Below are 13685 nucleotides of genomic sequence, written 5' to 3' on the forward strand. Positions count from 1 at the left end.
TGCCGCTGGCAGACCCTGCGGATCAGCCGCTTGTTGTTTTGCCCATGGCGGGCGAAGCGTCGCGGCCAAAGATCGGCGCACGCGCCGCTCGTTCAGCCTCCAGTGTTGCGGGCACATCGACATGCAACCCCGCACGCGAGCCCTGCTGTGGTACCTCCAATGGACCCAACGTGTGCAGGAACGCATCCGTTCCACTGCTGCGGTCATAAACCGAAAAATCGACAGCCCGGTCCCGGTAGCTTTTCAGCACCTGACCAAGGCCCTTCATCCCCGTTTCGCGCTGGCGACGGACCATCGACAGGTCCACCTCGATCGGGAACATATCCTCTTGCCCGCCGGACTGGTGCAGCACCAGCGATGTCGGATCGACCACGCAGGATTTGCCGACGCCCCCGGCCCCAAGGCCGTTCACATCGATCACATAGCACTGGAACTGGGCTGCCGTGGCGCGTGCGATGGCCAGTTCGGCGTCGCGGTCCGTGGTGCCGGTCAGCACCGGGTGCAACAGCACCTCGACGCCCTGACTGGTCAGTTGGCGGGTCGTTTCGGGGAACCACATGTCATAGCAGATCGACAGGCCGAATCGGCCCACACCCGGCACGTCAAAGACGCAGAATTCGGCGCCCGGCGCGATGCCCGCCTCGTATGGCAGGAACGGAAACATCTTGGCATAGCGGCGGATGACATTGCCGTCGGGGTCGATCACCAGCGACGTGTTATAGACGCGCCCGTCCTCGGGATGGGTCAGAAACATCGACCCCGGGATCAGCCAGACCTTGTGACGCCGTGCGGCATCACAGAATTTGTTGATGATGTCGTTTTCCTGCGGCAGCTTGAACCGCTCAAGCGGGCCAAAGGGGGCCAGTTCGCTGAACAGCACCATCTGGGTCCAGGGAAAGCGCGCCATCAACACGTCAAGACGCTGCATCATGCCGTCAACGTTGGGCTGCAAGGCGTTGACGTACATCTGCACGCCAGCAATTGCGAAAGGGGTCATTCGTCCATATCTCCATGCACGCAGGCCGGTCCATGTCGGACCCATTCAAGCACTGCTTTGCACATGCCCTACGCCCTTACGCAACGAACGAAAACAGGTGATTTGCACACCATTCCGTCAGTTTCTCGCCCATGGGTTGGCGCGGCCACATGCACGGTGGCAAAGACGGGTTGGGTCACGGCGTCCTCCTCTATGTCGCCACTGCCTTGGCGGGCGCTCGGGCAGCCCGACCCCGCTGCAGGAATATGACACCGGCCAGCAGCAGCAACGCAGGCAGGAACATCAAATACTTGCTGGGCTGACCCACCGGGCGCAGCACGCGCAGCACTTCCTGATCCCAATCCAGCCCCGCCGTTTCCGCCGCACTGCCAAAGGACACATCGTCGATGAACAGCGTCTCGCCTTCGTTGCGGAACAACAGGCCCGCGTTTTCAAGGCGTTCTTCGCCGGTTGCGCCGTCCGGAATGGTCAGCACGGCCACAAACTCGATCGGATCACCCAGATCATTCACACCGGCCACGCGCAGACGCAGGTCCTCACCCACGGGGGTTGCCAACGCCGCATCGGCAATCTCGGCGGGCTGTTCCTCGCTATAGGGCGGCGACACCATGTCCATCCAGAAACCGGGCCGGAACAGGGTGAAGGCGATCAGCAACAGCGCAATCGTCTCGTAAAAGCGGTTGCGCGCCAGAAAGAAGCCTTGGGTTGCGGCTGCGAACAGCAACATCGCTATTGTTGCGACAATGAAGACGAATATGCCCTGCACCCAACTGACGTCGATCAACAACAACTCCGTGTTGAAGATGAACAGGAACGGCAGGGCGGCGGTGCGCAGCGAATAGAAGAACGCCACCACACCCGTCTTGATCGGATCGCCCCCTGACACCGCCGCAGCGGCGAAACTGGCAAGCCCCACGGGCGGCGTCACATCCGCCATGATCCCAAAGTAGAACACAAACAGGTGCACGGCGATCAGCGGCACGATCAGACCGTTCTGCTGGCCCAGCGTCACGATGACTGGCGCCAACAAGGCCGACACCACGATGTAGTTGGCCGTCGTCGGCAGACCCATCCCGAGGATCAGAGACAGGATCGCCGTCAGGAACAGGATGGCCAGGATATTACCCCCCGACAGCACTTCGACCACGTCTGCAAGGGCCGAACCGACCCCCGTCTGGCTGACCGCGCCCACGATGATACCAGCGGTCGCCGTGGCGATGCCGATCCCGATCATGTTGCGCGCGCCGGTCTCCAACCCGTCGATCAGGTCGGTCACACCGTTGCCGATGGCACTGGCCAGACGCCCCTCACCGCGCATCAGCGCGGTCAGCGGACGCTGGGTGAGCAGGATAAAGATCATGTAGGACGTCGCCCAGAAGGCCGACAGGCCCGGCGACAGACGATCCACCATCAGCGCCCAGACCAGCACCACAACTGGAAGCACAAAGTGCAGACCCGACCGGATTGTCGGCCCCGGCAAGGGCAGCGCCGTCACCGGCGCGTTGGGGTCGTCCAGTTCCAACGGCTCTTCCTTGCTCGAAACATATAGCAGGGCGACGTAGACGATGGTGAGGAAGGCAAAGATAATATACCCGGCCGTGTCTGGGAATGCAGGCCGGATCCAGCCCATCCCGTAATAGACCCCGAAGGAAATCGCGCAGATTGCGGCGATGGTGAAGGCGATACCGATCAGTCGCTGCACAATGGGCTTGGGCACGTAGGCGCGAGGCAGACCCTCCATCCCGGCCTTCAGCGCCTCTAGGTGCACGATATAGACCAGCGCGATGTAGGAAATCACCGCAGGCAGGAACGCGTGCTTGACCACATCGAAATAGGGAATGCCCACATATTCGACCATCAGGAACGCAGCCGCGCCCATCACGGGTGGCATGATCTGCCCGTTGACGGAACTGGCCACCTCGACCGCGCCCGCCTTTTCTGAGTTGAAGCCGACCTTTTTCATCAGCGGGATGGTGAACGTACCGGTGGTCACAACGTTGGCAATGGAAGACCCCGAGATCAGACCGGTCATGGCCGAGGAAACGACAGCAGCCTTGGCCGGTCCACCCTTCATGTGGCCCATGAGGCTGAATGCGACCTGAATGAAATAGTTGCCAGCACCCGCACGGTCCAAAAGCGACCCAAAGAGCACGAAGAGGAAAACGAACCCGGTCGACACCCCCAACGCGATGCCAAACACCCCTTCGGTGGTGATCCACTGGTGGTTCACAATCTCGGACAGGCTGTTGCCCTTATGGGCGATGATGCTGGGCATGACGGGCCCGAGTACGGTGTAGATCAGAAACACCGAGGCCACGATCATCAACGCAGGCCCAAGCGCACGTCGCGTCGCCTCAAGCAGCAGCATGAGGCCAATCACGGCCACGACGAAATCCTGCAGGATGGGCGCACCGACCCGGCCCGAAATGTCGCGGTAAAAGACAAAGAGATAGAGGGCCGCAATGGCACCGATGATGGCCAGCGCCCATTCCCAGACCGGCACACGATCCTTGGGGGACCCAAGGGCAACAGCCCCGATCACACCCAGCGCAACAACGGGAATCCACCACGTCGTGGTCTCGGCCTTGGCGCCTGTCATGAACAGATAGGCCAGCACAACCGGCACGACGATGCCAAGGCCCAGCTGGAATTTGGTGCGCGACGCCGGGAAGGCGGCAAAGGCAAGAAAGATGGCAAAAGCCAGGTGGATAGAGCGGCTTTCGGTGTCGTTGAACACGCCCCAGCCGACGATGAAAGGAAAGGGCGAGGCGATCCAAAGCTGAAACAGCGACCACGCAAGCGCCACACATGTCAGGAAAACTCCGACCGGGCCCGTTGCGCCCCGTCCACCAGTGTCAGAGGACGCAACCAGTGCGTCCAGCTCTTCCTGGGACAGTCCTCCGCGTCCGGCAGCCTCGTTCTCGACGGCAGCCGCCTGTTGCTGGTTTGGATCTTGAGTCATGATATCCCCCCGACGGCACGTTAACCGGCCTTTGTATGGATGTGTCAGCGCGGCGAATGCACCGCCGCGCTGATGTTCAATCGATCAAACAGGCATTGCTGCTTATTCGATCCAGCCTTTTTCGCGGTAGTATTTGGCCGCACCGTCATGAAGCGGAGCAGACAGACCGCCGGAGATCATCTCTTCTTCGGTCAGGTTTTCAAAGGCGGGGTGCAGGCGCTTGAAGCGGTCAAAGTTGTCAAAGACGGCCTTGACCACCTGATAGACCACGTCGTCATCCACATCTGCGGATGTGACAAATGTCGCCTTGACGCCAAATGTGGACGTGTCATCGGGCGACCCTTCATACATGCCGCCGGGGATCGTGGCTGCAGCATAGAACGGGTTGTTCGCGATCAGACCTTCGATTGCTTCGCCGTCAACCGTCACCATGTTGGCTTCGGTTGTGGACACCGCTTCCTGGATCGAGCCGTTGGGGTGGCCAACGGTGTAGACGATGGCATCCACCTTGTTGTCGCCCAGTGCGGCGGCCTGTTCGGCTGGCTTGAGTTCAGAGGCCAGTGCGAAATCGTCCATCGACCAGCCCTTGGCGTCCAGAACAACCTGCATCGTGGCCAACTGACCGGATCCGGGGTTGCCCACGTTCACACGCTTGCCCTTGAGGTCGTCAAACGTCTTGATGCCCGCATCCGCGCGCGCGATGACGGTAAAGGGTTCTCCATGCACCGAGAATACGGCGCGCAGGTTCTCGAACTTGCCGTCCTCTTCGAATTTGGCCGACCCGTTATAGGCGTGGAACTGCCAGTCGGACTGGGCCACACCCATATCCATGTCACCTGCTTTGATCGCATTGATGTTGGCAATGGACCCACCTGTCGAGGGCGCGGTGCACTTGAGGTTGTGATCGGCTGTGCCCCGGTTCACCAGACGACAAATCGACTGACCCACAACAAAGTAGACACCCGTCTGACCACCGGTCCCGATGGTGATGAACTGTTCCTGGGCCGTGGCCGCGCCACCGGCCATCATGGCCCCAGCGAACGCAAGATATTTAAAAGACTTCATTTTTTTCTCCCGGATTATCGTGATGATCTCTGCCCTCTTTGACGAAGGTCTGTCTCTTTTCGGGCGCGTTGCGCACCCTCCATGCTCCATTAGTCAGCGGATTCTCAAAAGAACTCAACCAAAAGCTGCGTTGCAGCGCATGCTCTCGCTCCTGTTCTGGTTGCAGATGACCAAGGAAGCATCATCGGGGAAGGCTAGCGCTGTTAATTATTTTTAGCAAGTTGGTTAAACAGGGCATCAGCGTTTTGCCGGAACATCGACGAAACGCAGGCGCGAGCGTTCACGCACAACGGAAAAGGCGGGCCATTGGCCCGCCTTCGTGTTGTCTTGTTCGGTCGGGGGTTTACCCGTGCAGTTCTGCCATCGCGTCGGCCAGCGCCGCCTCGAACATCTCGAGCCCTTCGGCGATGATCTCGTCGCTGGCTGTCAGCGGCACCATGATGCGCAGCGCGTTGCCGTGCATGCCGCAGGCCAGCAGGATCAGACCGCGTTTCAGCGCATGCGCGATGACCGCCTTGGTCAGGGCCGCGTCAGGCGTGGCCGTTTCGAAATCGGTTACGAATTCGATGGCCAGCATCGCGCCGAGCCCACGAATGTCCCACATCCGGAACGGGGCCACGCGGGCGCCCATGTCGGCAAAGCGGGCGCGGAACGTTTCGCCCAACGCCGTAGAGCGGGCCAGCAGACCTTCTTCCTCGATCGCCTCGATTGCGGCGAGGGCGGCGGCGCAAGCCACCGGGTTGCCACCGTATGTGCCACCCAGACCGCCAGGCAATGTCGCGTCCATCACGTCGGCACGTCCGATCACACCGGCAATCGGATACCCACCGGCCATGGATTTGGCGACCGTGATCAGGTCAGGCACCACGCCGGAATGCTCAATCGCAAACCACGTACCGGTCCGGCCAAAGCCTGCTTGAATCTCATCGGCGATCAGCAGAATGCCATGTTCGTCACAGATCTGGCGCAGCGCCTGCATCATCTCGAACGGCACTGGCGTATAGCCACCTTCGCCCAGAACGGGTTCGATGATGATGGCCGCGACCTTGTCGGGCTGCGCATCTGTCAGGAACAGGTTTTGTAGGCCGGTCAGGGCGTCCTGCACGCTGATGCCATCCCGCACGGACGGGAACGGCGCGCGGTAGATATCCGCTGGGAACGGACCAACGTCCTTTTTATAAGGGCTGATCTTGCCGGTCATGCCCAGCGTCAGCAGCGTGCGGCCATGGTAGCCACCGCTAAAGGCGATGACGCCGGAACGGCCCGTTGCAACACGCGCGATCTTGATCGCGTTTTCGACCGCTTCGGCACCAGTGGTGACCAGCAGCGACTTTTTCGGATGATCACCCGGGGCCAGCGCATTCAGCTTTTCAGCCAGCGCGACATAGGGCTCATAAGGGACAACCTGAAAGCTGGTGTGGGTATAGAGGTCTTCTTGCGCCTTGGCGGCGGCGATGACCTTGGGGTGGCGGTGGCCCGTGTTCAGAACGGCAATGCCGCCTGCAAAGTCGATGTAACGCTTGCCATCGACATCCCACAGTTCCGCATTCTCGGCGCGCTCAGCAAAGATCGGTGCAGCCGAGGCGACACCGCGTGGAACAGCAGCTTCACGACGCTCAAGCAGGGCCGCGTTGCTGGATTTTTCACTCGCCGCGTCCGGCACAACCGCGATCAGCGGCTTGCGCTTTGCAGCCGAAGTGGCGCGTTTCGTGGTCGAGGAGGTACGCTTGGCTTTGGACGTCTTTGGCATGGTTCAGATCCCTTTTCAGACTGAAATGCGCCCCCAGCCAATCCTGAAGGCAGCGTTTAAAATTCTCATAATCCGTTTAAATAAACTGTCAATGGCTATTTGAGACCGCGTTTGTGACCACATCAAAATGCGATTTGCAGGTCGTTATTTCGACGCCAGCGGGTTACGGGGCACAGAACTTTGCACTACCTTGTATCCACAAGATAAATTCACAGACAAAGGGGCGGCTTTGTGGACATCGGCAAGAGAATACTGGCCATTCGCAAGGAAAAGGGCATGTCTCAGCGGGAACTTGCCGCACGGGCCGGTTTGACCAACGGGACGATTTCGCTGATCGAACAGAACAAGACCAGCCCGTCGATCGCGTCGCTAAAGAGCCTGTTGGATGCGATTCCCATGAGCATCGCCGAGTTCTTTGCAACGCTCGAAGACTCAAATGACACCAAGATATTTTTCACCGCGGCAGAGCTGACAGAAGTTGCGCCGCAATCCGGTCCTGCTGCAGTCTCGTTGCGGCAATTGGGTGACGCGACCACACACACGCTCCAGATCCTTGACGAAACCTATCCACCCGATGCCGATACCGGCCCCGAACTGCTCAGCCACGAGGGCGAAGAAGGCGGGCTGGTCGTGGAAGGCGAGATCGAGATCACCGTCGGCGATCAGGTCAGGGTGCTGGGCCCGGGCGACGGATACCTATTTGACAGCCGCCAGCTCCATCGGTTCCGTAATGTCGGCAAGACAACCTGCCGGATCGTGAGCGCCTGCACCCCGCCAACCTTCTAATGCACGCAAGCGCTGTCAGGCCCTGGCCTGCCTCAACTGCGCGACGTAGCACAGCGGCAGGGTTGCCAGATAAAGGCAGTTCGCGGCGATCAGCGTCGGCCAGGGAAAGACCGTCAAACACATCACCAGCACCATGGCCGCGACAATCGCAATCGGCAGATAGGACCGCGGAATGCTGGCATGTTTGATCGACAGCGTCGGCAGGGTGCTGACAGCCAGCATCCCGACCCCGATGATGTAGAACGCACGTGCAACCGGCAGGTCCGTATCCTGCCACCCGTGCAGGTGCATGTAGATCGGCAACAGCGCCAGACAGGCCAGCGCCGGGGCCGGAACGCCGACAAAATGATTGTCCCTTTTCAGGCTCACATCCGTGCTTTTTACAGACAGGTTGAACCGCGCCAACCTCAGCGCACAACATACCGCCAGTACCAGCGTCGCCAGAAAACCAAAGCTGGCATAAGGCGTGTCGATATAAAGCGTGTTGTAAAGCAATATGCCCGGAACGATGCCAAAGTTGAAAAAATCGGCAAGCGTGTCCAGTTCAGCCCCGAACGGGCTGGCTGAATCGAGGAACCGGGCCAGTTTTCCATCCGCTGCATCCAGAAAGACCGCCAGTAAGATAAAATAGAGCGCCATTTCCACATGGCCCTCAAGGCTCATCCGGATCGAGGACATGCCCGCGCAAATGGCAAAGGCCGTAACAACGCTCGGCACAATATGGCGCAGCTTGATGCGGGACGCGCCGCTCATTCAGGGTGCCCGATGCGGACGCGCGATGGATCCAACAAATCAGCCAGCACCGTTTCCCCGGCAACGGCCGTCTGTCCCACCGCGACAAGGGGTGACACGCCCTTGGGCAGGTAGACGTCCAGACGGCTGCCAAACCGGATCAGGCCAAAGCGGTGACCGACGCCCAAGCTGCTCCCTTCGTTCACGAAACAGACAATCCGGCGCGCCACGAGACCAGCGATCTGCACAACCCCGATCCGGACGCCATCCACTGCCTCGATTGTGATGCTGTTGCGCTCATTGTCTTCGCTTGCCTTGTCCAGCGATGCATTCAGGAACTTGCCGTGCCGGTACACCACATGGGTCACCTTGCCTGAGATGGGCGCGCGGTTCACATGGCAGTTGAACACGTTCATGAACACGGACACCCGCGTCACCGGATCATCGCCAAGGTCCAGATCAGCGGATGGGGCGACATCCTCGATCAGGGAAATGATGCCATCCGCCGGGGACAGCACCAGCCCCTCTTGCTGGGGCACGACACGCACCGGATCGCGAAAGAAGTAATAACACCACACCGTCGCGCCCACACCCAGCCAGAACAGCGGCATCCAGACAAAGGACAGCGCAACCGTGATCCCGGCAAAGATCGCCACGAATTTGCGGCCCTCTTCATGCATGGGAACCGCAACAATTTTCAGCATATTCATGAGAAATCTTTCGGGTCTAAACGACAGTGTGCGGCGGCAATTCTGTCAGACATAATCCAATTGCCCAAGGCATGCACGCGAATGCAGAGGTTATGGCAGTCCATATCGCCGGAACAGGGGCGATCATCGTTTCGGTGTCTTCGTCAATGCCCCATCCATGGAGGGGCATTGACCGTTCGAATTGCGGCGAAGGCGCATTGCCATCGCCTGCTGTCACTTATTCCGTAACCGTTGCGTCCGTATCCTGCAGCGACCGCGGCGCCACCACTTCGGGGCGCCAGATCCGTGCGGCGCGCTGCGCCTCGATCACCTGATCAGACTCGAGTTGTTGCTCGACCACCTGCCGGGCCTGCAGCGCATCAGGATGGCCATTCGCGGCGGCGAGGTTGAAATACTTGTGGGCCTCGACGAGGTTCTTGTCGATCCCCAGACCCACGGCATAGGCCTGCCCCAGGGAAAACAGCCCAACCGGATTTCCGAACGAGGCGGTCTTTTGGATCAGGCGCAGGCCTTCGGCCTCGTCTTTTTCAGTGATCTCACCAGCAATCAGCGCCTGTGCCAAAACGTTCATCGCGCCAATGTGGTCTTGGCCCGAGGCGTCTTTCAGCATTGCGATGCCACCTTCGGCATCCGCCTCCATACCCTGCCCTTGCAGCTTAAGCAGACCGCAATTGAATTGACCGTTGGCGTCGCCCTGATCGGCAGACCCGCAGAGCAATTCGGCCGCGCGTTCATAATCCTGCAGCACGAATTCACCCTGCAGATACAACAGACCCAGACGGTTTTGGGCCAGCGCGCTGTTGCCTTCGGCACCCAGTTTGTAAAGCTCAATCGCCGTCGGCAGGTCCGCCTGTCCCCCCATGCCAAGTTCCAGCATACGGCCAAGGTAGAAATTTGCATCCGCCTCGCCCGCGTCGGCTGCGGCGGCCAGCTGCTCTGCGGCAACGGGGAAATCCCCGGCCTCAAGCGCGGCCAGCCCTTCATTCAGATCGGCCAGCACGGCGGTGGAGGTCAGGAAGGTGGCGAAAACCGCCGTGATGAACTTGGATGTCATTGAGTGTCTTTCCGTTCTTGTCAGAGTGAATCAGAATATTTTCGTTCCCAGGGTCAGGCGCACACCCAGACCCTGTTTTCTGGCGAAACCGCTTGCTGCAACCGGCAGTGCCAATCCCATGTCGAGGGTCATGCGCCCGATGTTTCCGCGCACGCCTCCGCCCACGGACATCATCACCGTATCCACGCCATTGATCTGGCGCACTGTGCCCGCATCGGTGAAAATATACGGACGCAGATTGGCGAAGTCCATCATCAGCTTGGTCTCGCTTTTGGACTCGAACAATCGGGGTGCGGAGTATTCGGCGCTGAGGGTCAGACCGTGATCACCGCCGAACGATCCCGTCTCGAACCCGCGTACCTGCCCGGTGCCGCCGATAAAGATGCGGTGCGCACTTGGCAATTCGTCCGAGGCCGCCTGCACGGCGGCGCTCACATACAACTGCCCACCATTCTCAAAGCCTCGAAAGTGCCGGGCAGACGCCTCAAAGATGCTGTATCCCCCGCCGCCATCCGCGCGCCCTTGCGACAATGCAGCGCTCAGCCCGGTAAAGGTACCGTTGCCTATGATGTCACGCGCAACCCCGATGCGGGTCAGCCAGACACCCACCGGAGTCAGCGACACACCGTTGGCATAGCGAAAGGTCTTTTCCCGCGCGTGACGCAGCGACAGGCGGGTCTTGCTGTTGGCATTGCGGTTGATCAGAAACGTATAGCCAAGGCCGACAGAGGGTGTCTGTTCCAGCAATTCGACCGTGGGAGAAATCAGCGAAAGCTGTTCAGAAAATCCAAAACTCAGATCAAAAGTCGCCCGGTGCAGGGGCAGCGCGATGTTGCCGGTCAGGGCGTTGCTGGACTCTGTACCAGAAAAGCTGATCGACCAGATATCATTGACCTGCAACAGGTTGTCCGCCGTCACGTTAAAGCTGAGGCGCGGTGCCACTTCCCCGTCCTGCACACTTGTCAAAAGCGACAGGTTGCCCCGCACACGGTCGTCGTCAGCAATTTCCAGCACCAGAACTGACCCACCGATTTGCGTGCCGGGCTGAATATCGAGCGCCGTCTGCGCCGAGCCCGGTAGGCTCACCTGATCAAGGCCCTGCTCGAGTGTGCGCAACTCCAACGGATCGCCCGCCCGCAATCCCAGCGCACGAGACAACCGACTGGCAGGCACATCCGCGACCGGTTGGCCGTTGACCACATAGCTGATCGCAACCGCCTCGACGAACCCCTCGACCACCACAAGGGTCAGGGTGCCTCCGCTCACATCCTGTTCCGGGATATATGCGCGCGAGGTGATATAGCCGCTTTCCAGATATAGGTCAGTCAGTGCCTGCAAAAGCTGGTCAACACCGATTGGCCCCATGCAGTCGCGGGCATAGCGGGCAAGGGTTTCGTTGACCAATTCGTCCGCGACCAGCGTGACCCCTTCCACATTGATTGCCGTGATCGGCAGGCAAAACGCCTCCGCCTCGACCGGATCAACCGGTGTTATGTCGATGGCAAGCCCGGGCTTGGCCGTTTCGGCAGATTGGCGGGCGGCGGCGCGGGCGGCCTCGTCGCGCACGGTATTGGCTAGTGTCTGCCCGCCCGGACCGACGCCTTGCGCCCATGCCGACGTTGCGGCAAGTCCCGCGATGGCTGTTAGGACAGCAAGCCAGCGCATCTCAATCCAGAATCCCGGAAAAGACCCCGAACCCCTGACCGTTGGCACGGATCACCTCTGGCGGGACGGCGACAATCTCGGCCTCCGCAAGGCTGTCCAACAATTCATTCGGCGACACATCGGTGCCCACAAACCGTAACGGACCGGTGCGCGCGATCATCGAAAATCCGAAATTCGGCGCAAACAATTGGCCAGTCTCATAGGTCGCAAAACGCCGCGTCCGCTTGCCAAAGAACAGGGTGCTGGGACCACGGGGCAGCGTGTAAAAGCTGTCATAGCGCAGGGGCTGGAAATCAATGGACGCCGCATCAATCGACAGCCCCGAGGTCGCGCTAACCGTGCCGCCGATATTGCGGAACGCGCCGCTCAGGTCGGCAGAGATGGTTGAATCAGATTCGATCCCGCCCCCAGAGAACCGGAAGGCACCCGTGGCATAGCTGCGGCACAAAAACAGGAAACAGCTGCGGTTCACCTGCACCTCGCCAATGCGCTTGAGGGTGTTGGTCACATCTCCGCCCGCCAGCGACAGACCGCTGCCAGCCCGGATCAGCCCGCCATCATTGTGCAGGTGATTGGCCGTGATGCTCAGCGTGCCATCCGCCTGCAAGGTCGCCAGGTTGAGCCCGGCAATCGGTTCATTTCGCGCATCGGTGTTCAGCACGTTGTGCAGCGTGCCGCCGACCGCGATCTCGGTGTCGCCCCGGCTTTGCACAAGCCCGGTATTGTTGGTGAATTCACCACCAAGGCGCAGCACGACGTCCTGTTGCGCGCGCAAAACGGCGATATCGGCCGCGCTGCGGCTGGTCAGGCTCAGCGACGCGGCGGAGACGGTCAGATCCTCCAGCGCCTCGATTGTGCCTGCGGTGATCGACAGCGACCCGCCTGCGTTCAGGGCGATGTCGCCGGCCGCAATATCCGTATCGGCCAATGACATCCCCGCCACGGCCTCAAGGTCTGCACCCTCGAAATCCGACCCAATGGTCGTGTCGGTGGCGGCAATCTCGTTGCCCTTGATCTTAACGCCCGTCAGACCGCGGATGGTTGCGCCACCCAGCGATATCCGTCCATCCGCCGTCATCGTGAAATCCCCGGCCGAGGCGAGACCCTCACCGGCCATGACAACCCCGGCCCCGCGGCCATCCGCCGTCAGGGTCAGCCGACCTCCAGACACCATCGCGCCTTCAGTCAGGGTCAGGGACACTGCGTCGCCCACCGGCTGGCCGCGTCCGGTAAGGGCGAGGTACCCGTCAACATCAACAGACACCGCATTGGGATCAAACGTCGCACCTCCGGCCCCGGCGATTGCATTGAACCGCAAAAAGGGCGCACTTCCGGATTCACCCACGGCCCCGCTCACGCGGATGCTGCGCGCGATCAGGTCCAGACGGCGCACATCGGCGACCACCCCGGCAGAGCCCACCTCGATCGCGCCGCCACCCGGAGCCACTTCATAGGCCAGCGTCCCGGCCTGGCGCCGCCCCGCGACCATCGCCAGTCCGCGCATGTTCTCAAACCGCGCACCGTTCAGCAAAAATCCATTGGGGTTGGCCACGATGACATCGGCCCGCGCACCCAGCACTTCCAGCGTGCCTTCCATGCGGCTGGCCTCGCGCCCGGTGACATCCGCCACAATCGCGCTGGCCCCGGTCGAAGTGTTGTCAAAGGCGGCGCCAGTCGTGGGCACGTTGAAGCGATCAAAGGAATTGACAGACACGCCATTGCTGGGCGGCGCAATCTCAATTTCGATCCGCCCGCCTGTCCCTGACCGAAGAGATGTTGCAGTTTGCCCGTCTAAAGTTATGCTCTGCGCCAGCGCGGGCATCGATGTGAACATCGCGGCACAGACAGTGACAAGGGCAAGCAGTTCCTGCGAAGATTTCATGTTTTGAACCCCTGAACATCACCAACATCGCGTGAACTCGCAGAACGTGTAAAGGACCCCAAAAATCATGGCAAGGCTATTC

The 13685-nt window shown here is 60.5% G+C and carries 10 protein-coding genes; 1 reads left to right on the forward strand and 9 read right to left on the reverse strand.

Going from position 1 to position 13685, the window contains the following annotated elements:
* Window positions 1-22 precede the first annotated feature (22 nt).
* The 4 genes from Q1A89_RS10840 to gabT all read right to left on the reverse strand — a co-directional run bounded on the left by Q1A89_RS10840 (window position 23) and on the right by gabT (window position 6774).
* Complete coding sequence (locus Q1A89_RS10840) at window positions 23-997, reverse strand: carbon-nitrogen hydrolase family protein (protein ID WP_299727503.1); 975 nt, start codon at window positions 995-997, stop codon at window positions 23-25.
* A 190-nt stretch (window positions 998-1187) separates the two neighbouring features.
* Complete coding sequence (locus Q1A89_RS10845; RefSeq protein WP_299727506.1) at window positions 1188-3959, reverse strand: TRAP transporter permease; 2772 nt, start codon at window positions 3957-3959, stop codon at window positions 1188-1190.
* Between the two features lie 102 nt (window positions 3960-4061).
* Window positions 4062-5024 (reverse strand): TAXI family TRAP transporter solute-binding subunit, encoded by a 963-nt coding sequence (locus tag Q1A89_RS10850; RefSeq protein WP_299727509.1) that lies wholly within the window; start codon window positions 5022-5024, stop codon window positions 4062-4064.
* Window positions 5025-5367: 343 nt separating this feature from the next.
* Window positions 5368-6774 (reverse strand): 4-aminobutyrate--2-oxoglutarate transaminase, encoded by a 1407-nt coding sequence (gabT, locus tag Q1A89_RS10855; protein WP_299727511.1) that lies wholly within the window; start codon window positions 6772-6774, stop codon window positions 5368-5370.
* Window positions 6775-7005: 231 nt separating this feature from the next.
* On the opposite strand from gabT, the gene Q1A89_RS10860 reads away from it, so the two are divergent.
* On the forward strand, window positions 7006-7560 hold the full coding sequence (locus tag Q1A89_RS10860) for a cupin domain-containing protein (protein WP_299727513.1): 555 nt from the start codon (window positions 7006-7008) through the stop codon (window positions 7558-7560).
* A 15-nt stretch (window positions 7561-7575) separates the two neighbouring features.
* Here Q1A89_RS10860 and Q1A89_RS10865 read toward each other — a convergent pair whose 3' ends face one another.
* The 5 genes from Q1A89_RS10865 to Q1A89_RS10885 all read right to left on the reverse strand — a co-directional run bounded on the left by Q1A89_RS10865 (window position 7576) and on the right by Q1A89_RS10885 (window position 13603).
* Window positions 7576-8313: a CDP-alcohol phosphatidyltransferase family protein gene (locus tag Q1A89_RS10865; RefSeq protein ID WP_299727514.1), complete on the reverse strand. Its 738-nt coding sequence runs from the start codon at window positions 8311-8313 to the stop codon at window positions 7576-7578.
* Window positions 8310-9002 carry a phosphatidylserine decarboxylase gene (locus Q1A89_RS10870; RefSeq protein WP_299727517.1) on the reverse strand — a complete coding sequence of 231 codons (693 nt, stop codon included), beginning with the start codon at window positions 9000-9002 and terminating at the stop codon, window positions 8310-8312. The genes Q1A89_RS10865 and Q1A89_RS10870 overlap by 4 nt, the downstream gene beginning before the upstream one ends.
* A 217-nt stretch (window positions 9003-9219) precedes the next feature.
* Entirely contained in the window at window positions 9220-10056 is an 837-nt protein-coding gene (locus Q1A89_RS10875) for a tetratricopeptide repeat protein (protein WP_299727520.1), read from the reverse strand.
* 30 nt (window positions 10057-10086) lie between these two features.
* A complete protein-coding gene (locus Q1A89_RS10880) occupies window positions 10087-11721 on the reverse strand; it encodes a ShlB/FhaC/HecB family hemolysin secretion/activation protein (protein ID WP_299727523.1) in 1635 nt (544 codons plus the stop codon).
* A gap of 1 nt (window position 11722) precedes the next feature.
* Window positions 11723-13603 carry a filamentous hemagglutinin N-terminal domain-containing protein gene (locus Q1A89_RS10885; RefSeq protein ID WP_299727526.1) on the reverse strand — a complete coding sequence of 627 codons (1881 nt, stop codon included), beginning with the start codon at window positions 13601-13603 and terminating at the stop codon, window positions 11723-11725.
* Between the last annotated feature and the right edge of the window lie 82 nt (window positions 13604-13685).

The sequence above is a fragment of the uncultured Tateyamaria sp. genome, from assembly GCF_947503045.1.
In the GTDB taxonomy this organism is placed as follows: Bacteria; Pseudomonadota; Alphaproteobacteria; order Rhodobacterales; family Rhodobacteraceae; genus Tateyamaria.